Source organism: Arthrobacter sp. Sr24 (assembly GCF_054511175.1).
On record NZ_JBTNDB010000030.1, the window covers coordinates 1 to 26,637 of the forward strand.

General features: G+C 59.6%; 27 protein-coding genes. 22 read left to right on the top strand and 5 right to left on the bottom strand.

The annotated features are described in order from the left end of the window. Positions 1–697 precede the first annotated feature (697 nt). Positions 698–2,059, top strand: coding sequence for an ammonium transporter (locus tag ACX80D_RS15470; RefSeq protein WP_459323767.1), 1,362 nt, complete (start codon positions 698–700; stop codon positions 2,057–2,059). Continuing rightward, positions 2,056–2,394, top strand: coding sequence for a P-II family nitrogen regulator (locus ACX80D_RS15475; protein WP_459323768.1), 339 nt, complete (start codon positions 2,056–2,058; stop codon positions 2,392–2,394). The genes ACX80D_RS15470 and ACX80D_RS15475 overlap by 4 nt, the downstream gene beginning before the upstream one ends. A gap of 108 nt (positions 2,395–2,502) precedes the next feature. On the opposite strand, the gene ACX80D_RS15480 is transcribed toward ACX80D_RS15475, so the two are convergent. Then, positions 2,503–3,978, bottom strand: coding sequence for a glucose-6-phosphate dehydrogenase (locus tag ACX80D_RS15480; RefSeq protein ID WP_459323769.1), 1,476 nt, complete (start codon positions 3,976–3,978; stop codon positions 2,503–2,505). Between the two features lie 294 nt (positions 3,979–4,272). Here ACX80D_RS15480 and ffh point away from each other — a divergent pair, with 294 nt between their 5' ends. From ffh to ACX80D_RS15580, 20 genes are all read left to right on the top strand, one after another. Continuing rightward, positions 4,273–5,847 carry a signal recognition particle protein gene (gene ffh, locus ACX80D_RS15485; RefSeq protein WP_459323770.1) on the top strand — a complete coding sequence of 525 codons (1,575 nt, stop codon included), beginning with the start codon at positions 4,273–4,275 and terminating at the stop codon, positions 5,845–5,847. 282 nt (positions 5,848–6,129) lie between these two features. Continuing rightward, positions 6,130–6,825 (top strand): alpha/beta fold hydrolase, encoded by a 696-nt coding sequence (locus ACX80D_RS15490; RefSeq protein WP_459323771.1) that lies wholly within the window; start codon positions 6,130–6,132, stop codon positions 6,823–6,825. A gap of 248 nt (positions 6,826–7,073) precedes the next feature. Then, positions 7,074–7,580 carry a GNAT family N-acetyltransferase gene (locus ACX80D_RS15495; RefSeq protein WP_459323772.1) on the top strand — a complete coding sequence of 169 codons (507 nt, stop codon included), beginning with the start codon at positions 7,074–7,076 and terminating at the stop codon, positions 7,578–7,580. Between the two features lie 80 nt (positions 7,581–7,660). Beyond that, positions 7,661–8,542 (top strand): VOC family protein, encoded by an 882-nt coding sequence (locus ACX80D_RS15500; protein ID WP_459323773.1) that lies wholly within the window; start codon positions 7,661–7,663, stop codon positions 8,540–8,542. A gap of 68 nt (positions 8,543–8,610) precedes the next feature. Next, entirely contained in the window at positions 8,611–9,063 is a 453-nt protein-coding gene (locus tag ACX80D_RS15505; protein WP_459323774.1) for a hypothetical protein, read from the top strand. A gap of 456 nt (positions 9,064–9,519) precedes the next feature. Beyond that, positions 9,520–9,927, top strand: coding sequence for a 30S ribosomal protein S16 (gene rpsP / locus ACX80D_RS15510; protein WP_459323775.1), 408 nt, complete (start codon positions 9,520–9,522; stop codon positions 9,925–9,927). Between the two features lies 1 nt (position 9,928). Continuing rightward, positions 9,929–10,171, top strand: a complete 243-nt coding sequence (locus ACX80D_RS15515; protein WP_363883396.1) for an RNA-binding protein — start codon at positions 9,929–9,931, stop codon at positions 10,169–10,171. A 132-nt stretch (positions 10,172–10,303) separates the two neighbouring features. After that, on the top strand, positions 10,304–10,891 hold the full coding sequence (gene rimM / locus ACX80D_RS15520; protein WP_459323776.1) for a ribosome maturation factor RimM: 588 nt from the start codon (positions 10,304–10,306) through the stop codon (positions 10,889–10,891). Then, positions 10,891–11,688, top strand: a complete 798-nt coding sequence (gene trmD / locus ACX80D_RS15525; protein WP_459323777.1) for a tRNA (guanosine(37)-N1)-methyltransferase TrmD — start codon at positions 10,891–10,893, stop codon at positions 11,686–11,688. Before rimM ends, trmD begins: the two co-directional genes overlap by 1 nt. A 250-nt stretch (positions 11,689–11,938) precedes the next feature. Beyond that, positions 11,939–12,298 carry a 50S ribosomal protein L19 gene (rplS, locus tag ACX80D_RS15530; protein ID WP_459323778.1) on the top strand — a complete coding sequence of 120 codons (360 nt, stop codon included), beginning with the start codon at positions 11,939–11,941 and terminating at the stop codon, positions 12,296–12,298. A 17-nt stretch (positions 12,299–12,315) separates the two neighbouring features. Next, entirely contained in the window at positions 12,316–12,993 is a 678-nt protein-coding gene (gene lepB / locus ACX80D_RS15535) for a signal peptidase I (RefSeq protein ID WP_459323779.1), read from the top strand. Positions 12,994–13,078: 85 nt separating this feature from the next. Continuing rightward, positions 13,079–13,969: a signal peptidase I gene (gene lepB / locus ACX80D_RS15540; protein WP_459323780.1), complete on the top strand. Its 891-nt coding sequence runs from the start codon at positions 13,079–13,081 to the stop codon at positions 13,967–13,969. Beyond that, positions 13,969–14,661, top strand: coding sequence for a ribonuclease HII (locus tag ACX80D_RS15545; RefSeq protein ID WP_459323781.1), 693 nt, complete (start codon positions 13,969–13,971; stop codon positions 14,659–14,661). Before lepB (ACX80D_RS15540) ends, ACX80D_RS15545 begins: the two co-directional genes overlap by 1 nt. Positions 14,662–14,721: 60 nt before the next feature. After that, entirely contained in the window at positions 14,722–15,054 is a 333-nt protein-coding gene (locus tag ACX80D_RS15550) for a DUF2469 domain-containing protein (RefSeq protein WP_363839276.1), read from the top strand. 524 nt (positions 15,055–15,578) lie between these two features. Then, positions 15,579–15,935 (top strand): YraN family protein, encoded by a 357-nt coding sequence (locus ACX80D_RS15555; RefSeq protein ID WP_459323782.1) that lies wholly within the window; start codon positions 15,579–15,581, stop codon positions 15,933–15,935. After that, positions 15,935–17,488: a YifB family Mg chelatase-like AAA ATPase gene (locus ACX80D_RS15560; protein WP_459323783.1), complete on the top strand. Its 1,554-nt coding sequence runs from the start codon at positions 15,935–15,937 to the stop codon at positions 17,486–17,488. The genes ACX80D_RS15555 and ACX80D_RS15560 overlap by 1 nt, the downstream gene beginning before the upstream one ends. Continuing rightward, on the top strand, positions 17,485–18,786 hold the full coding sequence (locus ACX80D_RS15565; protein ID WP_459323784.1) for a DNA-processing protein DprA: 1,302 nt from the start codon (positions 17,485–17,487) through the stop codon (positions 18,784–18,786). The genes ACX80D_RS15560 and ACX80D_RS15565 overlap by 4 nt, the downstream gene beginning before the upstream one ends. A gap of 184 nt (positions 18,787–18,970) precedes the next feature. After that, on the top strand, positions 18,971–20,005 hold the full coding sequence (locus tag ACX80D_RS15570; protein WP_459323785.1) for an LCP family protein: 1,035 nt from the start codon (positions 18,971–18,973) through the stop codon (positions 20,003–20,005). 72 nt (positions 20,006–20,077) lie between these two features. Beyond that, positions 20,078–21,013, top strand: a complete 936-nt coding sequence (locus tag ACX80D_RS15575; protein ID WP_459323786.1) for a tyrosine recombinase XerC — start codon at positions 20,078–20,080, stop codon at positions 21,011–21,013. 215 nt (positions 21,014–21,228) lie between these two features. Beyond that, entirely contained in the window at positions 21,229–21,732 is a 504-nt protein-coding gene (locus ACX80D_RS15580; protein ID WP_459323787.1) for a DUF3145 domain-containing protein, read from the top strand. Positions 21,733–22,844: 1,112 nt separating this feature from the next. On the opposite strand, the gene fabF is transcribed toward ACX80D_RS15580, so the two are convergent. The 4 genes from fabF to ACX80D_RS15600 all read right to left on the bottom strand — a co-directional run bounded on the left by fabF (position 22,845) and on the right by ACX80D_RS15600 (position 26,574). Beyond that, positions 22,845–24,104: a beta-ketoacyl-ACP synthase II gene (gene fabF, locus ACX80D_RS15585; protein WP_459323788.1), complete on the bottom strand. Its 1,260-nt coding sequence runs from the start codon at positions 24,102–24,104 to the stop codon at positions 22,845–22,847. 128 nt (positions 24,105–24,232) lie between these two features. Then, complete coding sequence (locus ACX80D_RS15590) at positions 24,233–24,478, bottom strand: acyl carrier protein (protein ID WP_038462997.1); 246 nt, start codon at positions 24,476–24,478, stop codon at positions 24,233–24,235. Positions 24,479–24,562: 84 nt separating this feature from the next. Continuing rightward, entirely contained in the window at positions 24,563–25,624 is a 1,062-nt protein-coding gene (locus ACX80D_RS15595) for a beta-ketoacyl-ACP synthase III (protein WP_459323789.1), read from the bottom strand. Then, positions 25,621–26,574 carry an ACP S-malonyltransferase gene (locus ACX80D_RS15600; protein ID WP_459323790.1) on the bottom strand — a complete coding sequence of 318 codons (954 nt, stop codon included), beginning with the start codon at positions 26,572–26,574 and terminating at the stop codon, positions 25,621–25,623. The genes ACX80D_RS15595 and ACX80D_RS15600 overlap by 4 nt, the downstream gene beginning before the upstream one ends. Positions 26,575–26,637: the final 63 nt, after the last annotated feature.

The window sequence follows — 26,637 nt, forward strand, 5'->3', positions numbered from 1 at the left end:
GCGATGCATGGGATCGCTTTCAACGACCTAGCGAACCGCCGTATGCGAGGCCCGCACGTACGGTGGTGTGAGAGGAGGGGCGGGAAACCCGCCCCTCCTACTCGATTGCCCTTAGCGCAGGCTGGAAGTCAGTCCATGGACACAAAACAACCGAAGTAGATGGTCCGCATGGCTAGCTTGCAACTTTCCTTGGATCGCCAGGCAAATTCCATGAGCCAGTAGCTGTCTGGTCACGAAAGACTAGCTCTCCAGATCGTCAATTTGTCCAGCCATTCAAGCCAGTCATTCAAGCCAAATCGGATCCCGTAAAAGGTCCCTTCTCAAAGGGTTCTAGTGCATTCATAGGTCTCAGGTCCGAGCTTTTGAGCAAGCTGTGGCGGGGTCACGGGCAGGATCATCTTGGTGGGTTGTGACTACATCACCTGCTGAGGGCTGCGCCAGCTGCTGCGAAACACAGAGTTCCCCGTTGTAGTGGGCGCTGACGATTCCTGCACTTAAGTTCACGGTATGACGGCTGCCGGAAACATGCCCGAAACCTATCCGACGCAACAAGTTAACCCACCAGTCTCAAATGTAATGCAGTGGAAACTTAGCCCGCGCCAGCACGAAACACGCAAGTACTTTCATTGTAAGAGTCCACCCTGCACAGCCTCGAAGAAGCGGCCGGCAACAACTCTTGCAATGAAAGGCCAGCCCAATGAACACTGGCGATACAGCATGGGTCCTCATCTCAGCAGCACTAGTTCTGCTGATGACACCGGGCCTGGCATTCTTCTACGGCGGCATGACCCGCGCCAAGGCCGTCCTGAACATGATGATGATGAGCTTCGGTGCCATTGGCATCGTTGCGGTTCTTTGGGTGATGTTCGGCTACTCTGCCGCCTTTGGCACCGACCTTGGCGGCGGACTGCTCGGAAACCCATTGCAGAAGCTAGGGCTGCAGGGCGTCCTTGACACAGGCGAAGGGGCGCCTATGGTGGGCACCATTCCTGAAATTGTCTTCGTAGGTTTCCAAGCAGTCTTTGCCATCATTACCGTGGCACTGATCACCGGCGCCATCGCTGATCGCGCCAAGTTCGGTGCATGGATGACCTTCGCGGCCATCTGGGTCACAGTGGTGTACTTCCCCGTGGCGCACTGGGTGTTCTCCTTTACCGAAGATGCCAATGGCAACCCCACCGGAGGCTGGATTGGCCAGGGCATGGGCGCCATTGACTTTGCTGGTGGAACGGCCGTGCATATCAATGCAGGTGCCGCGGCGCTTGCACTCGCGCTGATTCTGGGCCGCCGCAAGGGCTTTGGTAAAGATCCCAGCCACCGACCGCACAACCTTCCCTTCGTCATGCTTGGTGCCGGTCTGCTCTGGTTCGGGTGGTTTGGTTTCAATGCAGGCTCTGCTCTCGGTGCCAACGCTGTAGCCGGTTACGCCTGGATCAACACCCTCGCAGCACCTGCTGCAGCGATCCTTGGCTGGCTCGTTGTTGAAAAGCTCCGTGACGGACACGCAACCTCACTCGGTGCCGCCTCAGGTGCCGTTGCCGGCCTGGTGGCCATTACCCCGGCCTGCTCGGCGCTGACTCCCATGTGGTCTATCGTTCTAGGTCTGCTGGCCGGCGCCGTGTGCGCCTTGGCTGTCGGCCTGAAGTACCGTCTCGGCATCGATGACTCACTCGACGTGGTTGGCGTGCACTTGGTGGGTGGCCTTGTAGGTACCTTGTTCATTGGCTTCGCCGCCGATCCCAACTCACCTGCCGGCGGACAGGGCCTGTTCTACGGAGGCGGCATAGAGCTCCTCGGCAAGCAGGCAATCGCCGCCGTGGCCGTCATGATCTACTCGTTCGTCATTGCCTACGCCATCGGCTGGGTCATCAACAAGACCATGGGCTTCCGGATTTCAAGCGCCGCAGAAGCCGCGGGAGTCGACGTTGCTGTCCACGCTGAATCAGCCTACGACTTTGGCGGACGCACTACAGGTAGCTTCGTTCCCATGGCCGAGAAGCGCACAGCAGTAGCTGAGCCGGCAACGCCCGCCTCCACAGAAGCAAAGGTAGACGCATGAAACTCATCACCGCCATCATTCGGCCCGAACAACTCGAAGACGTCCGCAGCGCACTGGAAAGCTACGGAGTTCAAGGGCTGACCATCAGTAGCGCACACGGCTACGGGCGACAGCGCGGGCACACGGAAGTGTATCGGGGAGCCGAATACGCAGTGGACCTCCATGCGAAAATCCGGATTGAAGTCTTAGCATCTGACGAGGTTGCTTGGGATCTGATGGACATCATCGTCGGCAGCTCCAACACCGGAAACCCCGGTGATGGAAAAGTTTGGATGGTAGCCGTGCAAGAAGTTATGCGCGTGCGCACCGGGGAACGGGGCGTAGCCGCGATCTGATCCCGCCCTCCAGTTTCTCAAAAAAACTCAAAGAAAGAACGCAGCAGCTGCACCCAACCAACGGGTACAGCTGCTGCGTTCTTTTCGCCCGATATTTCCAGAAGTGGGTCAGTCTCTGCTGGTAGTCCAGGACTCTGGTCCCGTGGAACCGGCCGCGTATTCCGCCATCGGAACGGTCGCCGACTTCCAAGCGGTGAAAGCCGGTTCCACAATCCGCCAGCATTCTTCGGCTGTGTCTCCGCGAACGGACAACAGCGGGTCCGCGCTGAGTACGCCGTCGAGCACTTCACCATAAGGCAGCAGAGGATCGCTACCCAGCGCAGATTCCAGGTGCACCCTATCGAGCGTGAAGAGATCGCCGGGGCCAATGATATCCAGATCCAAGGTGAGAGTTTCTGGGCCGAAACCAATGTGCAAACGCGTGGGCGAGTCGGTGCCCTTGAAGCCGAGGGGCAAATGGGGGACCGGCTTGAAGGTGACCACAGCTTCCTTGCGGGTGCGGCCCAATGCCTTTCCGGAACGCAAGATGAACGGCACTCCGGCCCAGCGCCAGTTGTTTACATACACCTCAACTTCGGCCAGGGTCTCGGTACCGTTGACCGGGTCAACGCCGTCCTCGGATAGATAATCGGGGACCTGCCGCTCACCAATGCTGCCGGCCGTGTAGCGGGCCCGGCGGGTGTGGGTGGCGAAGTCGGTGCTGCCCTGCGGGCCGATGGTGCTGGCACGCATCACCGCGGCAATGTTGGAGCGGACATCGTTTTCTTCCAGGGTGGCGGGCGGTTCCATGGCCATGAGCGCCATAATTTGCAGCAGATGGCTCTGGATCATGTCACGGCCGGCGCCTGCGTGATCGTAGTAGCGGGCACGGTTCTCCAAGGTGAGTGACTCATCGAAAATGATCTCCACCTTTTCAATGTGCTCACTATTCCAGGAGTGCTCCAAGAGACGGTTGGCAAAGCGCAACCCCAGTATGTTCAGAACCGTGGACTTACCCAAGAAATGATCAACCCGGTGGATGTGGTCCTCGGGAACCAGTTTGGCCAAGGTGGCATTCAGTGCGCGGGCAGATTCGGCACTTGAACCGAACGGCTTTTCCATAACCAGCCGGGTGCCGGCCGGTAGCTCCTGGGCTGACAACGTTTCACAAGCCTTCTGGCTTACTGCCGGGGGCAAGGCAAAGTACAACGCAACAGGGCCCTCAACAGTTTTTAGGAATTCGCCCAAGGCACCCTTCGCTGTGACATCGAGCTGGTGATAGGTACTGCCCTCTTGGACCTGATGCAGTTCCATCCGGCCTTCGGAGCTGGAATCAGACTCGGAGGAGAAGGCATCAGCGAAACTACTGCTGAGCCGCTCTTGCCATTGTTGCGGCGCCCAAGCGTCATTTCCGGCGCCCACCAAGGCCAGCCCCGGGGCGCGGCCCGAGGCAATCAGCCGGGCCACGCCAGGCAACAACAGCCGGCCGGTGAGATCACCCGAGGCCCCCAAAATCACTAACGTCTTGATCCGCTCACCCGGGCTGGCCGGGGACCCGGCGTCGTGCGTGGAATTGGGATGGGCAGAGGCTTCAGCGTTTTTCATCACCCCATCAGCATGCCACCAAACGTGATGGATTTTCATGGTGTGGCGCAGGTGCGGGGTGGAAATTTTCCCCTTGGCGCAATTGCCAAAGTTGAAAACGAATGTGCAGCGAAGAACCCCGCAAGTTGGTACCCTTGATAGTTGAGTCCCTCAGGAAAGGGAGTGGGGCGGTGTTAGCGCCGTCCCGCCGTTCTCATCCTGACTAACGTAAATTGCCGCGTTCATGCGCGGGCTGGCCGCAGGGCTGTCCCGCGCGGGCGTTGGTTAATCCCTGACGAAAGAAGTACCCGGCGCGTGTTCAACTCCCTATCTGACCGGCTGACAGCAACTTTTAAGAACTTGCGTGGCAAGGGACGGCTGACCGAGGCCGACGTCGACGCCACCGTGCGCGAGATCCGCCGCGCCCTCCTTGACGCCGATGTCGCCGTACCCGTGGTCCGGGCCTTCACAGCCAAGGTCCGCGAACGTGCCCTGGGCTCGGAGGTCAACGAGGCACTGAACCCGGCGCAGCAGATCGTCAAGATCGTCAACGAGGAGCTCGTTGCCATTCTCGGCGGGGAAACCCGCCGCATCAACCTGGCCAAGAACCCTCCCACCGTGATCATGCTGGCCGGTCTGCAGGGTGCGGGTAAAACCACCCTCGCCGGAAAGCTGTCCAAGTGGCTCAAGGGCCAAGGCCACAGCCCGCTCTTGGTCGCCGCGGATTTGCAGCGCCCCAACGCCGTCAAGCAGCTCCAGGTCAACGGTGAGCGCGCAGGCGTTCCCGTGTTCGCACCGCACCCAGGGGTGTCTAGCGAATTCGAATCAGCAACCGGCGATCCCGTCGCCGTCGCCCAAGCCGGTATTGCCGAGGCCAAGTCCAAGCTGTATGACGTGGTCATTGTTGACACCGCCGGCCGTCTGGGTATCGACGCCGAGCTGATGAAGCAGGCTGCGGACATCCGCGCCGCCATCAACCCCGACGAGGTCCTATTCGTCATTGACGCCATGATCGGCCAGGACGCCGTCAACACGGCCCAGGCGTTCAACGAGGGTGTTAATTTTACTGGCGTTGTGCTGACCAAGCTCGACGGCGACGCCCGAGGTGGTGCTGCACTCTCGGTTGCCTCGGTGACCGGCAAGCCCGTCATGTTCGCCTCCACGGGTGAGGGCTTGGACGATTTCGAGCTGTTCCACCCGGACCGTATGGCCAGCCGCATCCTGGACATGGGCGACGTTCTTACGCTCATCGAGCAGGCTGAAAAGAATTGGGACAAGGGCGAAGCCGAGCGGATGGCGCGTAAGTTCGCCGACCAGGAAGACTTCACCCTGGATGACTTCCTGTCCCAGATGCAGCAGATCCGCAAAATGGGCTCCATGAAGAAGATGCTCATGATGATGCCCGGTGCCGCCGGCATGCGTCAGCAGCTGGAGAACTTCGACGAGCGCGAGATCGACCGCGTCGAAGCCATTGTCCGCTCGATGACCCAGCACGAACGTGTTGCGCCCAAGATCATCAACGGGTCACGCCGTGCACGTATCGCCAAGGGTTCCGGCGTTCACGTCTCCGAAGTCAACGGCCTGCTGGAGCGCTTCGGCCAGGCGCAGAAGATGATGAAGAAGATGGCTCAGGGCGGTGGCATTCCGGGTATGCCCGGCGTTGCTGGCCCGGGCGGTTTCAATAGCGCCCGCAAGGGTAAGCAGGGCGCCAAGAAGAAGGCCCGCTCCGGTAACCCGGCCAAGGCTGCTGCCGAATTGAAGGCCGCACAGGAGAAGGCGAACGCGCCCAAGGCTTTGCCCACGGGTGCCGCCTTTGGCGCCGGTGCCGAAGACTTCGATCCGAGCACTCTGAATCTGCCCAAGGGATTTGAGAAGTTCCTGGGCAAGTAGTTTTTTCTTGAGGCCCCGTTCGCGTTGTTAGTTCTTAACTTTTTAACTTTCGACGCCGGACGGGGCCTTTTGCTTGTCTCGGCACGTTTCCATCTCCTTGGCTTCTAGAACGAGGCGCCCTAGCAACTGGGACATTTTCGTGTACGCTCCCACTTCCCCCGGGTTCCCTCGATGGGGATCAGCACGGGTAGAGAGTTCCGACCGGGTGTGTCAGCGGGGCTGGCGCGGCCCGTGTCTGCGGGGCGGGCGCGCTTTGTCAGAGCCATCCGGTAACCTGCATCAATGAGTAAAACCCGGATTGTGTTTGTCCACGGCATGGATAGCTACGGAGCCGCCGCGTGGCCAGCCCAACACCTCCTGGCCGGGAACTACGATTGTCTCTTCCTTAAACGGACGGGATTCGACGCTCTCGCCGTTCCTGTCGCGAGTGACTTTGCTGCCGACGCCAACATCGTCATCGATGCTCTGGGCCAGGGTGGGCACGTAGTGGCTCACGCTCAAGGAGCGGTGGCCGCAGTGATGGCGGCTGTGCAACGACCCGATTTAGTGCGATCGCTCATCCTGATTGAGCCTTTGTTGCCATCGTTGACTGCCGAGCTACCCGCAACCGCTGCCTATTCACGGCGTGTGGCGGAATTGTTTGCCCGTTCTGTAGAACTGGGCGATGCGGAATTCCTCATGGAGTTCAATACCTTGCTGGCAATCACCGCGGCGGGGGCTGCAGAGCCTGTGGCGCGACGAGCTGCCCGTGCCCGGTTGCAACTGCCTTCTGCGCAGGCTCCGCTGCACATCATCCCGGGGGTGCCCACCTTGGTCCTCACCGGAGGTTGGGAACCGTTGTATGAAGAGGTAGCAAACTACCTTGAAAGTACCGGTGCCACACACGTTGTTTTGCGCAGTGGTCACCGGCCGCACGATACAGCCAAGGGCGCGGCGCGGATCGAAGAGTTCATCGAGGCAACACAGAGCGGCGCCTAGCGGCGCCGCTCAAGGAGTGCAGCGAATCACAGCACGTTTGTCGACTCCCGCCTGCCCAGGTGCCGCCAGCCCGGCTCCCGCCAGCCCGCCTGCCCGGCTCTCGCCAGCCCGCCTGCCCGGCTCTCGCCAGCCCGCCTGCCCGGCTCTCGCCAGCCCGCCTGCCCGGCTCTCGCCAGCCCGCCTGCCCGGCTCTCGTTAACTTGGAGCGAGCCATTCTGATTGTCACAGCCAGCGGATAGTCTTTTGAGATGTTGGAAATCCGCCCGGCCGCCCTGAGTGAATTTGCCCTGCTGCCTGCCATTGAGGCCGATGCCGATGCGGCCTTTGAGATGCTGGAGCCGCCCATGTCTATCGCGGACTTTCCCGCGCCGGACACTGCAGAGGATTATGCCGACGCCTTTCACATCATGGTTGCCGGGCGTCCGCCAGCAGGTTTTATCAGGCTGGAGATCGTCGACGGCCAAGCACATATGGCGCAATTATCGGTGAGTCCGCAGTATGCGCGGCAGGGAATAGGGCGCCAGCTGGTCAACGCGGCCCTTGCATGGGCCAGCGAAGCCGGTTTTCATTCCATGACCTTGACTACCTTTGCCTCTATTCCGTTCAATGGTCCCTTCTATGCAAGCTGTGGTTTTAGTGAACTTCCCCACGGAGAGTGGACGCCAGCGTTGGCACAACTGCGTAGCCACGAGGCGTTTTTGGATGCCAAGGGAGAGCGCATCGTCATGAAAATAAAATTGACCCCTCGGGAATAGGTTGAAGCTTCAAGTAGTTTGCTACTATATAAGTAATAGCAACCGAGTAAGCCAACAAACCAACAAGCCTTGGAGCCATCATGACCGTACAAAACGATCTGCTTTCCGCCGACCTCACTTTGGGCACCGTGATGCTCAAGGTTGGGGACATGACAAAGATGAGCAACTACTACCAGAAGGCCCTTGGTCTTGACGTGGTTGCTGAGGCTGACGGTGGTCAGTATTTGGGCCGCGGCGCTAACCCGCTGGTGCATTTGCAGCCCGCTGGTGGCCTGCAAATTCCTGGCCGCGGCGAAGCTGGGCTGTTCCACACTGCCTTGCTGTTCGATACCCAGGCGTCCCTCGCTGCCACGGTGGCAAGTGCGGCCCAGTACAGCCCGCAGGCCTTTGCTGGTAGTGCCGATCACCTGGTGTCCGAAGCCTTCTACTTCACTGATCCTGAAGGTAACGGCATCGAGCTTTACTGGGACCGTCCCCGCGATACCTGGAACTGGGTCAATGGTGAGCTTGAAATGGCCTCCTTGGCTCTTTCTCCCCAGCACTACCTGCAGCAGCACCTGAGCGAGGAAGCTGTTGTTGGACAGCGTAACGCCGCCGCCGACGTCGGCCACGTCCACCTTCAAGTAGGCGACATCACGACGGCAGAGCAGTTCTACGTTGACACCCTCGGTTTCGAAAAGACCACGGGCTTTCACGGTCAGGCACTGTTTGTCTCGGCAGGCGGCTACCACCACCACATGGCTATGAACGTCTGGAATAGCCGCGGCGCCGGCCCCCGCAAGGACACCTTGGGTCTCGGTGAGGTGCTGATTCAGCTCCCCGGCACGGACGACGTCGGCGCCCTAGGTGAGCGTTTGACTCACCATGGCATCGCCGTCGCCAATACCGGCGCCGAGCTCCGCTTCGAGGATCCGTGGAAGAACCAAATCCGCGTTAGTGTTGATTCAGCACAGTCCGCTTAGATAATTGGCGGACGCCCCGGCGCTCACATCCTTATGGGTGCCGGGCCAACTACCTGAAAGGCTTCTGCGTGGCCAATTACTCTGAGTTCTTCATCGCCGACCACCACCAGGCAGTCGCCCGGGCCAAGGCGCGGCAGTCCGGAAAATCGCCCAAGATCGATGTCCCGGTTCTGCCGACCCCCGGTCTGAGTGACTTTGAGATTGAAGTACTTGGTGAATTAGCTGTCAAGAAGGTCCACGCCACCGGTGTTGCCGCCGAACTGAGTCTGGTCGACATCGAGCTGGACACCCTTTTCGCGATTCCCGATGCACTGTTGGAGGTCTTCGCGGAGCTCAATGCGCCCGAAGATCCCGAGGATGTGACGGAACTGGCTGCCCAGTGGGCTGCCGCCGAAGAGATGGAATCCACTCCCGAGGTTACCGAGCCGCTACTGCGTGCGCTGACTGCTATGGCCGCAGCTGCGCTGGCAGCCTCTGAAGACAACGCCAAAATGAGCCTGTTCTTCTACTCCGCGGAGTAATCACCGGCCGAGCCTGCGCGCATGCGCACAACTGAGTGTTACTGGTGCGTATAGCTGCCGGAGCTGTGAACTTAGACGCGTGGCCCAATGTTACTGGCGCGTCTAGGTGTTCATACGCACCACTCACAACGAGTGGTGCGTATGCGTGCAGGGTTCCGAGCCGCGCACGTCAACGAGTAGATCAGCCAGCCATCCGCCGTCGCACTGAACGTCGCGCTACACGCCGCAGTCCAGCTCATATTGCACGCCGCAGTGGGCGTGTTGGACAACACGCGGCGGAGATTGCGTCAGGCGTCGCGCGCCCCACCTTTAATCTGGCATAATGAACAGGTACTCGATCCACGTGGCCCCTCTCTCCGCGTGCTGATCCTGTCCTTAGAAGTCCGCAGCACGGCCCGCCCCACGGGAGCGTAAAACGGATTTCGCCCCTTTTTCGAAACAGGAGTAACCACAAAAGTGGCTGTAAAGATTCGCCTTAAGCGCTTTGGTAAAATGCGCGCCCCGTACTACCGCATCGTCGTCATGGACTCACACTCAAAGCGTGACGGCCGTGCCATCGAGGAAATCGGTAAGTACCACCCGACCGAAAACCCGTCCTTCATCGAGGTCACCAGCGACCGCGCTCAGTACTGGCTTTCCGTCGGTGCTCAGCCGTCTGAGCCTGTTGCCAAGATCCTGAAGATCACCGGTGACTGGCAGAAGTTCAAGGGACTCAAGGGCGCCGAAGGCACCTTGAAGACCAAGGCTCCCAAGGCAGCATTCGTTGCTCCGGAAGCTAAGAACGTTGTTGTCAAGGAAGCCATCACCAAGAAGGCCAAGAAGGCTGACGAGGCAGAGGCTGCTGAGAGCACCGAGGCTGAGTAGCTTGTTGGCTGAAGCGCTGGAGCACCTTGTTCGCGGGATCGTTGATTCTCCCGAGGATGTTAAGGTGAGCGTCAAGAACAACCGTCGCGGGGAATCCCTCGAGGTGCGAGTTCATCAAGACGATCTAGGTCGGGTTATTGGCCGCCAAGGACGCACCGCTCGCGCATTGCGCACAGTGGTTTCCGCTCTGGCCCACGGCGAGCCGGTACGTGTTGACGTTGTTGACACGGATCGCCGCCACTAACCAGCCCAGAGCTTGCGCAGCCTAAGGCTGCAACAAGTTTTCAGCAGTAAAGCCAAACGTTTGGCCCCGGCACCATAATGGTGACGGGGCCAAATTTTTCCCCAAATTTCAGTAACTTTCTTAGGAGTTCCCATGCAGGTCCAGGTCGCCCGGATTGGCAAGCCCCACGGCATCAAGGGTGAGGTCACCGTATTGGTCCTCACCGACGCCCCCGATTCCCGCTTTGCCGTCGGCGCCGAGTTCGTGGTTGAACCTGCCAAGATCGGCAGCCTGACCGTTAAGAGCTCACGGTGGAATAAGGACATTCTTCTGCTGGGCTTTGAAGGTACTAACACCCGCAATGACGCCGAATTGCTCCGCGGGGCCAGCATGTTCTTCGAGTCCGACGATGACGAGGATGATGACGCGTGGTACGAGCACGAGCTGCTCGGTCTTGAAGTACGGGTTGGCGCCAACAAGGTGGGCAAGGTGACCGGGTTGCGGACCCAGGCCGTGCAGGATCTGCTCCTTGTTGAAGATAACGATGGCGATGAAGTTCTGGTGCCCTTCGTTGATGAGATCGTCCCCGAAGTCAACATCGAGGAGGGTTACGTGCTGCTTACACCGCCCGCCGGCCTGTTCACCGTCAACAAGGATGTGTCGGAGAATGATGAGAGCGGCGAAGCTGCCGATCTCAGTGACACGCACGGTGCTGATGGTTCGGAAGGAACGCCCGAATAATGCGGTTTGACGTTGTCAGCATCTTCCCTGAATACCTGGCCCCTCTTGACCTGAGCCTCATTGGCAAAGCTCGCACCGAGGGACTTTTGGAGCTGGTGGTCCATGACCTGCGCAGCTACACCGCAGATCGTCACCGCACCGTCGATGACACCCCTTACGGTGGCGGCGCTGGCATGGTCATGAAGCCGGAGCCGTGGGCGCAGGCGCTTACTGACATTGCTGCTGCGTCTCCCACGTCCGACGGCGCACGGCCAACCTTGATCGTGCCCTCACCGGCTGGTGAAGTTTTCACTCAAGCGCTGGCTTATGAGCTGGCCGAGACCGAACACCTCGTCTTTGCCTGCGGCCGCTATGAGGGAATCGACGAACGAGTTCTGGAATGGGCGGCCGATGATTACATTGTCCGTCCTGTCAGCTTGGGTGACTACGTGCTCAACGGTGGCGAAGTTGCCGTCTTGGCAATGGTTGAGGCCATTGGCCGGCTGATCCCCGGAGTGGTGGGAAATCCCGAATCCCTCATTGAAGAATCCCACTCCGACGGGCTGCTGGAATACCCTGTCTACACCAAGCCGTCATCATGGCGTGAGCGCGACGTTCCCGAAGAATTGCTTAGCGGTAACCACGGCAAGATCGCCAAGTTCCGCAAGGAACTCCAGCTACGCCGGACCGCCGAACGCCGCCCTGACCTGATCGACGTCCTCGACGTCTCGAAGTTCAGCAAAGCGGACCGGAACGTGCTCTGGGAACTGGGGTACGCCGTCGTCGATGGTAAAGCAGTGCGGCGCGAGGACGCATAATTTGTGACATATTAAGCACCCGGAGAAGCGCTCTGGATTAGCGTGATGGCCACGGGTGTGGCAAAATGACTACATGTGCCTACTGGGCGCGCTCCTGCCACAGGGGGAGCGTTCGTCAACAGGACGGCACGCTGGTATTCCATCCATGGAATCCGGTCCAATTCTTTCGTTTCTCATGACTGGCTTAGTGCCGTCCATGACAAGCGTGACGCAAAGTAAATGACCTGTGGCGTTTGCCTGGAGTGAAAAAATGCAGATTCTCGATTCTGTTGACGCAGCTAGCCTGCGTAGCGACATCCCCGCCTTCCGTGCCGGCGACACCGTCAATGTTCATGTGAACATTATTGAAGGTTCCCGCGCACGTGTTCAGGTATTCAAGGGCTTCGTCCTTGGCCGCCAGGGCGACGGCGTCCGCGAGACCTTCACGGTCCGCAAGGTCTCCTTCGGTGTCGGTGTAGAGCGTACCTTCCCGGTACACTCCCCGGTCCTGGATAAGATCGAAGTTGTCACCAAGGGTGACGTTCGCCGCGCCAAGCTGTACTACATGCGCAACCTGCGCGGCAAGGCTGCCAAGATCAAGGAAAAGCGCGACAACATTCCCGCCAAGTAAAAAAAGGGAATCGCACTTTGACTCAAGCGAAACGCCAGTCCAGGAAACTGGGCTGGCGTTTTGTTGTTCTGGCGGTAGTGGTAATTTTCTTCTTCCTGGCTTTGCTGCGCAATGTCTGGATGGATGTCTATTACATCCCGTCGGAATCAATGGAACCGCTACTACTCACCGGCGACCGCGTGCTGGTCTCCCGCCTGGCTTTCACCAACAAGCCCATTGAACGCGGCGACGTGGTGGTTATTGACGGCAGAGGATCTTTCCTGCCGTTGAAATCTGGTGCAGGCGATGTGGCGGACGGCATCGTGGCAACTGGCCAATGGCTGGGGATGGTTCCCAACGACAACATGTATGTTAAGCGGGTGCTCGGCGTGGCTGGTGACACCGTGAAGTGTTGCTCAGCGGACGGATCCTTGGAAATCAATGGAGTCCCCGTCACTGAGAATTACCTGTATCCCGGCGATGAGCCTAGCGCGTTGCGGTTCGAGGTGAGCGTTCCGCAGGGTAAGTTGTGGCTTATGGGTGATCACCGCAATGTGTCGCTGGATTCGCGATCACTTTTGGGTGCTCCTGGTGGTGGACTAATTTCTAGTGATCGGGTGATTGGCACGCCCATCGCCACTGTATGGCCGCTGGGTAGATTGCACATGATTGACAACGATTCCAGTGGTGGATATATCAGTGGCAACTTGCCGTAGTTCGTTTCTGGCCACTTTGAATTTTCAATACCTCCCCAGGGTGTCTCTGCACATTTTTGACCTGACTTTGTTAAGGAAATAAACGTTGACGCAACACAGTGTGCCGGAAGAAACCGGTGAGCCGGATCCCAGCGTGGGAACCGAGCCGGACTCTGCCGATGCGCGAGTGCGGCAGAATCTACGGGCACGTCATGTGAACACGGGCCAGCCGGCCATGGACGAGGATCACCTAGGCGCAGAGCCAGCGACTTCCGGTCAGCGTGTAGTGCGTCAGGCGTTGGCGTGGGGCAAAGAGATTCTCACCATCGTTGTCATTGCCTTGGTCCTGTCTTTTCTGATCAAGACCTTCTTGTTTAGGGCATTTTTCATTCCGTCAGGATCAATGGAAAACACCCTGCAAATCAACGACAGAATTTTTGTCAATCTACTGGTGCCCGAGCCCATGGGCCTCAAACGCGGCGACATTGTGGTCTTCAAAGACACCCAGGGCTGGCTGAAAGAAGAACCTGCTGCTAACAAACCTTCGGGTTGGCTCAATGATGTGGCTACCTTCATCGGGCTGGCGCCCGACAGCTCAGAACAGCATCTGGTCAAGCGGGTCATCGGTATGCCGGGGGATAAGGTGAGCTGCTGCAACAGTGACGGCAAGTTGACCATCAATGGTGAAGCCATCACTGAGCCGTACCTCTTCCCGGGCGCTGCGCCGTCGGATTTCACCTTTGACGTCACCGTTCCTGAAGGACATTTGTGGGTTCTGGGTGACCATCGCAATAATTCGCAGGATTCGCGCTATCACCAGAGCTACAACAGCACTGGTTTCGTACCCATCGCCGATGTTGAGGGCAGGGCAATTGTGATTGCCTGGCCTCTGAACAGGGTGGGAATCTTGGGCAATCAACCGGACGTTTATGCCGACGTTCCGGATCCCAAGACTGAAATTCCACAGCCTCAGCCAACCGTCTCGGAAGGTCCATAATGGCGGCCGCAGCTCCCACCCTTGAGTGGGAAAAAGAGCTTGCAGCCCAAGGGTTTCAAACCGTGGCTGGCTGCGATGAAGTAGGCCGAGGCTCCCTCGCCGGGCCCGTCAGCGTTGGTGTGGTCATCATCCGTCCAGAAACTGCGGTTGAGCTGCCCGGTGTCAAAGACAGCAAGCTACTGCGGATTCCCGTCCGTGAAGCCCTGGTGCCCTCAATCATTGACTGGGCCGCAGCCAGTGCCGTTGGCCATGCATCGGCACTGGAAATAGATGCCTTGGGTCTGGTTGCTGCCCTGCGCCTCGCGGGCACACGTGCCATGGCTCAGGCGGCGGCGTCGGTGATCCCTGACTTTGTCATTCTGGATGGCAATCAGGATTGGCTCTCTGTCCCGCAGCAGGGCGATCTGGACTTGTTTTCACCTCCCGCGCCGGAGCCCGCCCTCGCCCCCGAGCCCATCGCAGCTCCGTGGCGGATTCAAACGCGCATAAAGGCGGATATGACGTGCATGTCCGTTGCCGCTGCCAGTGTCCTGGCGAAGGTGGAGCGTGACGCCATCATGGCTGGGCTCGCGAAGGAGTTTCCGGTGTTCGCCTGGGACTCCAACATGGGTTACGGGACACCGGTACACAAGGCCGCTATTGCAAAATTTGGCCCCACCGACCACCACCGCAAGACCTGGCGACTCGTCTAGTTTGCGCCCCCGACTCTACCCCGTTGGGAAAGTGGGGCCCGGGTGATGGATGATGGAAGCATGAGTGCTGAGGATCTGGAAAACTACGAAACCGAGATGGAACTGCAGCTTTACCGCGAATACCGCGACGTGGTGAATCTTTTTAGCTATGTGGTGGAGACTGAACGCCGCTTCTACCTGGCCAATCATGTGGACCTGCAAGCCCGCTCGGCCGACGGCGAAGTGTATTTTGATCTGACCCTGCAGGACGCCTGGGTGTGGGACGTCTACCGCACGGCCCGCTTCGTGAAGAACGTCCGAGTCATCACCTTCAAAGATGTCAACGTTGAAGAACTGATGAAGTCCGATGACCTGCAGATCCCCAAGGATGGCCAGCTCGGCTCCTTTGGATAGGGTTCCGCCGGCCACACGAACAAGGCCCAGCCCCACCTAAAAGACAAGGACGACGCCGGAACTTAGCTTCCGTCGTCGTTGTCTTTTGTTGTGGGCTGGCTTGGGCAATTATTTGTGGGTCCTGTTCGGTCTCGTAGCGCCCAGGGCCCCGATGATGGACAGCCTGTTTTCCTCGACCGCGCTTCCAAGGTTCACAGGGGTTTACACGGGTTTTGACCGGTTCTGCCAGCCCGCCACACCGAACACTGACTACGCGCAATGGGAGCTCGCCAATTGCGTCATCCACTCCCTGCAAATCACGCCAGAGCTGGGGGCAGTTCGCTAGCCGATGAAGAAGTCGCGTCAAAAGGCTCCTTCGGATACCAATTCCGCGCTCATTTCACGGTGGAGCTTAGACTGAAAACTAAGCCTCGATTCAGACGTTAAGTCCCTCACAGGCAGTGCCGCAAGGTACCTATCCACAATTGCAGCCTCCGGTCTTTCCCCGCGCTGCCCAGCCCGCCAAGCTGGCAGTGGAGGCGGTCATGAGAACAAAGGACATACTCGGCCAGACCGGTGAACGGATGGCTGCAGATTATTTGGAAGAACACGGAATCCGGGTTATCGACAGCAACTGGCGGTGTGCCAGCGGTGAGATAGATCTGGTGGCGTTAGATGGTGCCGAGCTCGTGATCGTCGAGGTCAAGACGCGCCGCACTCGCCGCTACGGCGACCCTTTGGAAGCGCTGACTCGGGCCAAACTATTGCGACTGCGGACCCTTGCGGTGTTGTGGGCGAGGGATCATCACTACGTCGTTGGATCTCTGCGGATCGACGCTGTAGGGATCGTGATGGATCCCTCTGGCCCACCCTCCATAGATCACCTCAAGGGGGTGGCCTGATGGGTATGGGGAGAACCCTAGCCGTGGCTCTGGTGGGGCTCAACGGACACGTTATTGAGGTCGAGGCGGACATTGGGCAGACGCTGCCGAATTTCATACTTTTGGGGCTTCCCGACGCATCGCTCAACGAAGCCCGCGAACGAATCCGATCGGCTGCACAAAACTCCGGAATCCCCTTGAGTAGACGCAAGATCACCGTCAATCTGGTTCCGGCGTCCCTGCCAAAAAAGGGCTCGGCTTTTGACTTGGCCATCGTGATGGCCGCCCTGGATGCGGCCGGGGACGTGCGCGCTACCGGGGGCACGGTGTTCATTGCCGAACTTGGCTTGGATGGCCGGCTTCGCCCCGTGCGCGGAGTTCTGCCGGCTGTCCTAGCGGCGCTGTCGGCAGGCTGTAAAGAGTTCGTTGTTGCTTCGGCAAACCTTGCTGAGGCGCAACTGGTCAAGGGGGCCAAGGTTCGCGGTTATGACCATCTGGCTCAGGTTGCCTTTGCCTTCGGCGCCGATCCCAAAGATCTCCTCGGTGTTGGAGGTGGCCGCTCCGGCAGCAGTATTAAGGATCAGGCTAGAGGTACGGCTGTTACGCCGCAACAGCCGGTTGACATGTCCGAGGTTGCGGGCCAGCCCGTGGCCCGTCTCGCACTAGAGATCGCTGCAGCTGGTGGTCATCACCTCATGATGGTAGGACCGCCAGGTTCCGGCAAGACGATGCTCGCCGAACGCCTGCCCGGGCTCCTTCCTGATCTCAGTGATGCCGAGGCTATGGAAGTCACTGCCATTCATTCGCTGGACTATCGCGGGGAAACGCTCAGGGAATTGGTGCGGCGTCCGCCCTATGAACGACCACACCATTCTGCTAGCATTGCGGCCATCATTGGCGGCGGTAGCGGGATTCCACGTCCGGGTGCGGCCACACGAGCGCATCGTGGTGTGCTCTTTTTGGATGAGGCTCCCGAATTTGATAAGAGGGTGCTGGACGCCCTGCGCCAACCGTTGGAGAGCGGGGAGCTGGTCCTGCATCGCTCAGCTGGAACAGCATCTTATCCTGCCCGGTTCCAACTTGTCATGGCGGCCAACCCCTGTCCGTGCGGTAAGGCGACAGGGAAGGGCATCAATTGCCAATGCACGCCTATGGCCCGGCGCCGCTATTTTGGCCGACTCTCAGGACCGTTGCTGGACCGGGTGGACATCCAACTCCAAGTCACCAAAGTGCAGTTGTCGCAACTAGCTGATATCGAGCCGCGTGAGTCCAGCCAGCAGGTTGCTCATCGTGTGCGGTTGGCCCGTGACATTGCCGGGGAGCGATTGAAACCATGGGGCTTGGTGCACAACGCTGACGTTACCGGGCGAGTGCTGCGTGGGCCATTGCGGTTGGGTGGCCACGATACCGCGCTCTTGGACAAAGCCATGGGAACCGGGGTCCTGAGTGCGCGCGGGTACGACCGTGTGCTGCGCCTTGCGTGGACGGTAGCAGATCTTCAAGGACGAGAACGGCCAGGCAGCGATGACGTTGGCTTGGCGCTGACATTGCGGCAACGAGGAGAAATACCATGACTGACATCGAGGCAATGGACGAGCCAGCTGGACAGGACAGTTCATCTCGGGCACTGCGGATTGCCCGGGCGGCATTGACCCGGCTGATGGAGCCATCGGATTTGCCGGGCCTGGCACTGGTTCAGGTGCTCGGCCCCGAAGAGGCGGTGTCCTTGATTCGCAGTCATGACTCCTCACATGCCCGGGTTGAACAACTCGTCACAGAGGTTCTCAGCGCGGCGGGGACCGAACGCTGGTCCGGTCTGGCCGACGTGCTGGCACGGTGGCGTCCACGGATAAAGGACGTGGCGCCCGAACGCGATCTGGCCAGTCTGGCCAGAATGAACGGCCGGCTACTCATCCCAGAAGACCCGTCCTGGCCGGTCGCCCTTCAAGACCTGGAATTGTCCGCGCCCCTCGCTCTGTGGTGCAGGGGAAATTTTTCGGTGATACCTCCTCAGGAGAAATGTATCGCCGTGGTTGGTTCACGAGACAACACCAGCTACGGCGCAAATATCAGTGTAGAAATTGCCAGTTCCTTAGTACAGCGAGAGTTCACCGTGATCAGCGGCGGAGCCTACGGCATTGACGCCCATGCCCACCGGGGTGCGCTGAGTTCATCGCTAGGAATCACAGGACAGCTGAACCCACCACGGCACCGTTTGAGCGACGGTGTGGGAGGCGGCCCCGACGTCGTCGATCGAATACCTCCAACTATTGCGGTCATGGCAGGGGGACTGGATAGGTTCTATCCCTCGGGGAATGAGGATCTACTAAGGACCATTGCCGATCAGGGGCTGGTTATCGCTGAAGTCCCGCCAGGAACTAACCCCACGCGGTATAGATTTTTGCAACGGAACCGCCTCATTGCGGCCCTCTGTTCGGTAACGGTAGTGGTGGAGGCCCGTTGGAGATCCGGTGCTTTGAATACCGCACATCATGCAGAGTCTCTGAGCCGGCTGGTGGGGGCAGTGCCTGGATCGGTCTACTCGGCCAACTCTGCAGGTTGCCACCGGTTACTCAAGGAAGGCTCCGCCGTGTGTGTCACTGATGCTGGGGATATCGCAGAATTGGCCGGTGGCATGGGGGAGCACCTCAAAACTGAACCTCACGTTGAACCTGCACTACACGACGGGCTGGGAACCTCAGATCTGCTGCTCATGGATGCCTTGCCGCTGCGGACAACCACCACTGTTGAAAAATTATGCGTGGTAGCTGGGCTAAGCGCAGCAACGGTTCTGGCGGGTTTGGGACGGTTGGAAGCCCTCGGTGTGGCAGAGCGGCTTGCTAGCGGCTGGAAGCGCAGCAGCCGGAAATAGCAGAACCATAAGATACAGGGCCACAAGCTACAGAACCGGAAGAAACGCCACGGGAACTGCTCGCCGATGAAGACCCTCAAGCGCCGTTTGGGGCTCACTGTAGGGTGGTTGCACTCCGCACAGCCGAAGTAGCCATGCCAACATGGCACAGACAAAACCACCCTCGCGGTGGCATTATGAGCCTATGAGGATCACAGCGGCGCAACCTGTCCCCTCCCACCGCCGGCGTCGTACTCGGAGGACCATTCTGCTTGCTATTGTGGCGCTCTTTCTAGTTGCAGCTTTGGGCGGTGCGGCGTTCGTGGCCAACCTCGCTCGCACCTACGATCAGCAAACTCGAACGATCCCCGACGCTTTTCCAGACGAGTCGGTGCGCCCGGTCAAAGCCACTCAAGGGCCGGCAGCTCAGACCATGAATATCTTGCTGTTGGGCAGTGACAGCCGTGGCGATTCCGTGGATGTGGCAGAAGGCGGCGATCCTTCCAATCAGCGCTCGGACACCATGATGTGGTTGCACGTCCCGGCTGATCGCAAGCATCTTTACTTAATGTCGATCATGCGGGACACCTGGGTGGATATCCCGGGTGTGGGGCAGGCAAAAATCAATGCCGCCATGGCTTACGGCGGTGTCCCGCTAGTGGTGCAAACAGTTGAGGGCCTCTTCAACAATAGAATTGACCACGTTGTGATTGTTGATTTCGAGGGCCTTAAAGCAATCACTGATTCACTCGGTGGCGTGCAAATCAACGTACCGCTGGACTTCACCACGCTGCATGAAAATTACACCTTCATAGCTGGCCACCAAAAACTCAACGGCGACCAGGCCTTGGCGTTTATCCGCGAACGCTATGCCTTCAGTGATGGAGACTACCAACGGGTCAAGAATCAGCAGATATTCCTCAGCGCCATGTTGGACAGTGTCCTATCGGCTTCAACGTTGACAAATCCACTGAAGGTGACGAATCTGGTGAGCGAAATTACACCCCACGTCAGCGTGGATGCCGGTCTGGATTCTGCCACGATAGGGGCCTTGGTGCTAAGTTTGAATGGTATTCTCGGCTCTGACGTTTACAACTTCACCTTGCCTACCTTGGGCACAGGGACCAGTGCGGACGGCCAATCCATCGTCAACAGGGATGACTCCGCGATAGCCGCCATTGGCCAAGCCTTGGGAAACGACACGCTCGGCGCCTACCTCAAATCTGCGGGACTAGGCTGATAATATACCGGACCTAGCTGAGCTGCGGCGGGGCAACTTGCCACGGGCGCGCAGCTGGCTCACAGTGAGTATGTGGATACAGAAGAACGCGCAGCGCTACCGTCAGGCCTTGCCGACGCGGCTGCCGCCTTTGAACGATACTTACGGCTGGAACGTGGGCGTTCAGAACACACCATCCGGGCGTACTTAGGCGATCTAGACGCCTTGTTGATACATGCTGTCGCCGAAGGCAGTGCCTCGGTGGCAGACCTGGAGCTGGGATCGCTACGGCGTTGGCTCGGGGACCAAAGTAGCGCAGGGTTGGCCCGCTCAACCTTGGCACGGCGTGCGGCCACAGCCCGCAGCTTCACTGCCTGGGCCTTGCGCGAAGAAATCATCACAGTGGATCCGGCCCTGCGCCTGAAGGCTCCCCAACGTGAGAAGAAGTTGCCCGCCGTACTGCAACAACAACAAGTCCAAAGGCTGCTCGATGAGCTCATAGCCGCGGCACAATCCCGCGATCCCGTAGCCATCAGGGATCTGGCCATGGTTGAGCTGCTCTACGCCACAGGTATTCGTGTCGGAGAGCTTGCCGGCCTGGATGTGGACGATATCAACCGTGAACGCCGCACCTTGAAAGTACTCGGCAAGGGCAATAAGGAGCGGATGGTTCCCTTTGGGGTTCCGGCTGATCGCGCCTTGGACGACTGGCTGGACTTCGGGCGAGCAACCCTGCTCAAGCCCGGGGCCGGAGCAGCACTTTTCCTGGGCAAACGAGGAGCCCGAATCGATCAACGTGCAGTGCGAACGGTCATCGATAAACTCCTGCAGGCTATGGGAGACACCTCCGCGACAGGACCCCACACGCTGCGCCATTCAGCGGCCACTCATCTCCTCGACGGCGGTGCCGATTTGCGCGCGGTGCAGGAAATTCTGGGTCACACTTCCTTGGCCACCACGCAGTTGTACACCCACGTTTCGGTAGAACGGCTGCGTGATAGCTACCGCACAGCACACCCACGGGCCTAAGCGCCGAGACGCCCAATTCATTACGGTGGCGTAATCCGCCCCGCTACGGCACAATGAGAAGAAGCAAAAACCATACAATTGACATAGAAGCATGAACCGGATCAAAAATCCGGACACCATGGGCCAGCTCAAACAGGTTCCGCGCACGATAAGTTCCACGTTCATAAGGCAAGAAGGTCGTTGGGGAAGACGTACCTACTGCTATGGAGGATGGAATGAAGGTCGTATCTACGCGCGGTGTTTTGTTCGTGCACTCAGCCCCGGCTGTCATGTGCCCGCATATTGAATCATCCATCGCATCAGTGATGGAACAGCGCTCGGACTTGCAGTGGACTGCACAGCCCGCAGCGCCAAATGTGTTGCGCACAGAAATTAGCTGGCAGGGCCCTGCCGGTACCGGTGCACGGCTGGCTTCAGCTTTGCGCGGATGGGCTAACGTTCGCTACGAAGTCACCGAGGATCCCAGCCCCGGTGTTGACGGATCACGCTGGTCCCACACCCCTGAACTGGGCATCTTTCATGCCGTCACGGACGTCCACGGCAACATCATGGTCTCCGAAGATCGTATCCGCTACGCCTACGAGGCAGGCAAGGGTGATCCCTCGATCGTCTACCAAGAGCTCTCATTGGCCCTTGGTGAGGCTTGGGACGAGGAACTGGAACCGTTCCGTCACGCCGCCGCAGGAGCCCCTGTCCGCTGGCTCCACCACGTAGGCTAAACCGCCACTGCGCCGCTGAGTAGGCTTGCCAGGACATCCTCCCCATGGCAGAACATTCATTTACGCCGCCCGTAGCAACGTCTTCAAAGCACATTAATAACGACGCCGTCGCTCACCTGGAAAGGTGAGCGTCGGCGTCGTTTTTGGCAGTCCAATTAGCGGCGCCGACCTGGTACTGACACAGACACAGACAGGGGCTGAGCGAGCGTTGTTGCCCTGCCCTTGCCGCAGTACTTAGCACTTTATGCGCTGAACTAGACCGCGGTCTGGCGTGGGGGATACTATGCGCCCAATAGTCAACGGGTTTGGCGCAGAAGGGAATGAGAGTTTCAGTATGCACTGAGCTTGGGGCGGGTTGTGCGCACAAACGTTTGTCGGCTGCGCGCCACGCTTGCCCACGCTTGCCCATGCTTGCCCGCGCATGGCCCTTGCAAGAACGACGCCGGCGTCGTTTTTGGCAGTCCAATTAGCGGCGCCGACCTGACACAGGCACAGACACGGACAGGGAATGAGCGAGCGTTGTGGCCCTTCCCTTGCCGCAGTACTTAGCTCTTTATGCGCTGAACTGAACCGCGGTCTGGCGTGGGGGATCCTATGCGCCCAATAGTCAACGAGTTTGGCGCAGAAGGGAATGCGAGTTTCAGTATGCATTGAGCTTGGGGCGGGTTGTGCGCATAATCGTTTGTTGGCTGCGCGCCACGCTTGCCCACGCTTGCCCATGCTTGCCCGCGCATGGCCCTTGCAAGAACGACGCCGGCGTCGTTTTTGGCAGTCCAATTAGCGGCGCCGACCTGGCACTGATACTGACACAGACACAGGCAGGGGCTGAGCGAGCGTTGTGGCCCTTCCCTTGCCGCAGTACTTAGCTCTTTATGCGCTGAACTGGACCGCGGTCTGGCGTGGGGGATCCTATGCGCCCAATAGTCAACGAGTTTGGCGCAGAAGGGAATGCGATTTTCAGTATGCACTGAACTTGGGGCGGGTTGTGCGCATAAACGTTTATTGGCTGCTCGCTTCGCTTGCCAGCGCATGGCCCTTGCAAGAACGACGCCGGCGTTCGCCTGGAAAGGTGGGCCCCGGCGTCGTACGTGAGTAGTTTGGGACAGAACGGCTTAGGCCATCTCTACCTTGGGGCCGGTGCTGCGGATGGCCACAACGGCGTTGTGCCCACCGAAGCCAAAGGAGTTGTTCAGTGCCATGATCTCGCCCTCGGGCAAGGCGCGTGGGGTGCCAGTGACCACGTCCAAGGGAATTTCCGGATCCTGGTTTTCCAGGTTGATGGTCACCGGGGCAACGCGGTGGTAGACGGCCAATACAGTCAGTACCGATTCGACAGCACCGGAGGCGCCCAGAAGGTGACCCATCTGCGACTTCGTGGCAGAAACGCAGACGTTGTTCACGTGATCCCCCAGGGCGGCCTTCAGCGCGGTGTACTCCGGCTTATCGCCCACCGGGGTGGAGGTTGCGTGGGCATTGACGTGCACAACGTCCTCGGGCAGGGCCCGAGCGTCATGCAAGGCGGCCTTCAACGCACGCGTTGCACCAAGACCTTGAGGGTCCGGAGCAGTGATGTGGTAAGCGTCGGCGGTCACCGCGGTGCCAGCCAACTCACCGTAGATGCGGGCACCGCGGGCGATGGCGTGCTCTTCAGCTTCTAGAACCAAAGCGCCAGCGCCCTCACCCATGACAAAGCCGTCCCGGCTGATGTCGTAGGGTCGTGAGGCCGTCTCGGGGGAGTCATTGCGCTTGGAGAGCGCCTGCATGGCCGCGAAGGAAGCCAACGGCATGGGGTGGATGGCGGCTTCGGCGCCACCAGCCATAACAACGTCTGCCTTGCCCGAGCGGATCAGCTCAAGGGCAATGTGCAGTGCCTCGGTGCCTGATGCGCAGGCGGAGACGGGAGTGTGTGCGCCTGCGCGGGCGCCGAGGTCCAAGCTGACAGCGGCGGCGGGGCCGTTGGGCATGAGCATGGGAACGGTCATGGGCAGAACCCGGCGGGGTCCCTTTTCACGCAAGGTGTCCCAAGCGTCCAGAAGGGTCCATACGCCGCCGATGCCGGTGGCGAAGGCGACGGCGAGACGGTCGTGATCGACTTCCTCAATGCCGGAGTCCTTCCAGGCTTCACGGGCAGCCACAACAGCGAACTGTGTTGAGGGGTCCATGCGCTTGGCCTCGACGCGGCTGAGTACCTCGGTGGCAGGAGTTGAGGCCTTGGCGGCGAAGTGGACGGGGAGATCGTACTTCTCCACCCAATCATCGGTCAGGGTGTGGGCGCCGGAGACACCCGCAAGGGCGTTCTTCCACATGGTCGGGACGTCGCCGCCAATGGGTGTGGTGGCACCCAAGCCGGTGATGACTACTTTGCGGGCCATGGTTCAACTCTCTACAAAAGATTCAGGGGAGTGCGGTGATGGGTGGTGTGGTTGGCCGGGCCGTCTAAAAGGATCCGGCCAACCACAAGGACCTGGCCGCTTGCGCGGACTGGTCTGCAGGGGCGCTATTAAGCCTGTGCGCCTGCGATGAAGCTGACAGCGTCGCCAACGGTCTTGAGGTTCTTGACTTCCTCATCCGGGATCTTCACATCGAACTTCTCTTCAGCGTTGACAACAATGGTCATCATGGAGATGGAGTCGATGTCCAAGTCATCCGTGAAGGACTTGTCCAGCTCGACAGCCTCGGGGGCCAGGCCAGTCTCTTCGTTGACGATTTCGGCCAATCCGGCCAGGATTTCTTCGTTGCTAGCCATTGATGGCTCCTTTTCTAGTTTTGCTGTGATCAAGGACTTGACCTTCAGGCATGTTGATCACCCCTCAAATGAGGGGGACGTGTTTTAGGGTAAGCGCACCACTTGGGCGCCAAACACCAGTCCGGCACCAAAACCGATCTGCAGCGAAAGTTTACCGGAGAGCTCCGGGTTCTCTGCCAGCAGACGGTGTGTTGCCAAAGGAATCGACGCGGCGGAGGTGTTACCGGCGTCGGCAATGTCGCGGCCAATGATGACATGCTCGGGCAGTTTCAGCTGCTTGGCCAGTTCATCAATGATGCGCATATTCGCCTGGTGGGGGACAAAGGCACCCAGATCATCGGCGGTGATACCGGCTTCAACGAGGGCCTTCTTGGCCATCTTAGCCATTTCCCAGACGGCCCAGCGGAACACTGTCTGGCCGTCTTGACGCAGGGTGGGCCACAGCGTGGAGTGGGCCTCGTCCGCAGCGGCGAGGGCAACGCCGTCGCCCTTCATGGCTTGTTCGCTGAAGTCACGAATACCCAGCTGCGAGTGGGTCATCCCGATGGTGTCCCACTTGCTGCCGTCCGAGCCCCAGACTGAGGGGCTGATACCGGGCTCATCCGAGGGGCCAATCACGACGGCGCCGGCGCCGTCGCCGAGCAGGAAGGAGATGGTGCGCTCGTGGTTGTCGATCACATCGGAGAGCTTTTCAACACCTATGACCAAGACATAGTCAGCGGCACCGGAGCGAACCAACGCATCTGCCTGCGCAACGGCATAGCAGTAGCCGGCGCAGGCGGCGGAGATGTCATAGGCCGGCGCGGGGGATGCTCCGAGCTTGTCTGCGATCAACGCAGCGGCCGACGGCGTGGCGTACGGGTGCGTCACCGTCGAGACCAGCACGGCGCCAATCTGGGACGGCTCAATCCCGGCCTTTTCGATGGCTTCGGTTCCGGCAGAAACAGCCATATCCACCACGGAGACATCCTTGGGGGCGCGGTGGCGGGTGATGATGCCCGTGCGCTGCTGGATCCACTCATCCGAGGAATCGATCCACTGGCACACGTCCTCATTCGTCACGATCACGGAAGGGCGGTACGCACCAATGCCCAGAATCTGAGCTCCGGGATGTGTGGGGTTCTGCTTCAGAGTCGGGGTACTCACAGTGTTCCTGCTTCCGGTGAAAGGTGTGCTGCCAGCAGTTCCCGGGCAGCTTGGAGATCATCTGGCGTTTTGACGGCCACGGCGGTGATGCCGGGGATGCCGCGCTTGGCCAGCCCGGTCAGGGTGCCGGCCGGGGCCAATTCGATCAGCCCGGTCACGCCCATGGCGGCCATGGTTTCCATGCATAGGTCCCAGCGAACTGGGCGCGATACTTGGGCGATCAACGAGGCTAGTGCAGCTTCACCGGTTGGTACCGCGGCGCCGTCGTAGTTGGAGAGCAGTGTGACCTGCGGTGTGTGCGGAGCCAGCGATGGAGCAAGAGCTTCAAGTGCGGAGACCGCCGGGGCCATGTGGTGAGTGTGGAACGCACCGGCAACCTGGAGGGGGATCACCCGGGCCTTGGCGGGAGGGGCTGCCACCAAGGCGGCGATCTGCTCCAGCGTTCCTGCGGCTACGGTCTGGCCCTTGGAATTCATGTTGGCCGGCGTCAGCCCAGCGGCCTCGATCGCGGCAATAACTTCATCAGCGTCTCCGCCAACAACGGCTGCCATGCCGGTGGGGGTGGCAGCTGCGGCGTCGGCCATGCGGTTGGCACGTTCGCGCACAAAGGCCATGGCATCCGCGTTGGACAATGTCCCCGTCAGCGCAGCCGCGGTAATCTCGCCCACGGAGTGGCCAGCGACCAGCATCTTTCCGGGTACCAAAGCCGCGGTGGCGTTATCGCCCAAAAGAGCCTGCGCGGTGATGAGGCCAGCAGCCACAATCAGGGGCTGCGCGACGGCGGTGTCCTTGATGGTTTCCGCATCTGAGGTGGTGCCATGAGCCAGCAAATCAATGCCGGCAGCCGCACTTAAAGAGGCGAGTTGCTCATGGACGCCGGGCAGTTCAAGCCACGGCGAAAGGAATCCTGGGGATTGGGAGCCCTGACCCGGGCAGACTATTGCAAGCACATTAACCAGCTTTCCAAACTTCTACGTATTTACAGGGTGTTTTCCTACACCAAGCTCCTCGGC

Bases quoted from the DNA above. Each gene is read 5' to 3' on its own strand.
- ACX80D_RS15470 (WP_459323767.1), top strand. From the start codon at position 698: ATGAACACTGGCGATACAGCATGGGTCCTCATCTCAGCAGCACTAGTT.
- ACX80D_RS15475 (WP_459323768.1), top strand. From the start codon at position 2,056: ATGAAACTCATCACCGCCATCATTCGGCCCGAACAACTCGAAGACGTC.
- ACX80D_RS15480 (WP_459323769.1), bottom strand. From the start codon at position 3,978: ATGAAAAACGCTGAAGCCTCTGCCCATCCCAATTCCACGCACGACGCC.
- ACX80D_RS15490 (WP_459323771.1), top strand. From the start codon at position 6,130: ATGAGTAAAACCCGGATTGTGTTTGTCCACGGCATGGATAGCTACGGA.
- ACX80D_RS15495 (WP_459323772.1), top strand. From the start codon at position 7,074: ATGTTGGAAATCCGCCCGGCCGCCCTGAGTGAATTTGCCCTGCTGCCT.
- ACX80D_RS15500 (WP_459323773.1), top strand. From the start codon at position 7,661: ATGACCGTACAAAACGATCTGCTTTCCGCCGACCTCACTTTGGGCACC.
- rimM (WP_459323776.1), top strand. From the start codon at position 10,304: ATGCAGGTCCAGGTCGCCCGGATTGGCAAGCCCCACGGCATCAAGGGT.
- trmD (WP_459323777.1), top strand. From the start codon at position 10,891: ATGCGGTTTGACGTTGTCAGCATCTTCCCTGAATACCTGGCCCCTCTT.
- rplS (WP_459323778.1), top strand. From the start codon at position 11,939: ATGCAGATTCTCGATTCTGTTGACGCAGCTAGCCTGCGTAGCGACATC.
- ACX80D_RS15545 (WP_459323781.1), top strand. From the start codon at position 13,969: ATGGCGGCCGCAGCTCCCACCCTTGAGTGGGAAAAAGAGCTTGCAGCC.
- ACX80D_RS15550 (WP_363839276.1), top strand. From the start codon at position 14,722: ATGAGTGCTGAGGATCTGGAAAACTACGAAACCGAGATGGAACTGCAG.
- ACX80D_RS15555 (WP_459323782.1), top strand. From the start codon at position 15,579: ATGAGAACAAAGGACATACTCGGCCAGACCGGTGAACGGATGGCTGCA.
- ACX80D_RS15560 (WP_459323783.1), top strand. From the start codon at position 15,935: ATGGGTATGGGGAGAACCCTAGCCGTGGCTCTGGTGGGGCTCAACGGA.
- ACX80D_RS15565 (WP_459323784.1), top strand. From the start codon at position 17,485: ATGACTGACATCGAGGCAATGGACGAGCCAGCTGGACAGGACAGTTCA.
- ACX80D_RS15570 (WP_459323785.1), top strand. From the start codon at position 18,971: ATGAGGATCACAGCGGCGCAACCTGTCCCCTCCCACCGCCGGCGTCGT.
- ACX80D_RS15580 (WP_459323787.1), top strand. From the start codon at position 21,229: ATGAAGGTCGTATCTACGCGCGGTGTTTTGTTCGTGCACTCAGCCCCG.
- fabF (WP_459323788.1), bottom strand. From the start codon at position 24,104: ATGGCCCGCAAAGTAGTCATCACCGGCTTGGGTGCCACCACACCCATT.
- ACX80D_RS15590 (WP_038462997.1), bottom strand. From the start codon at position 24,478: ATGGCTAGCAACGAAGAAATCCTGGCCGGATTGGCCGAAATCGTCAAC.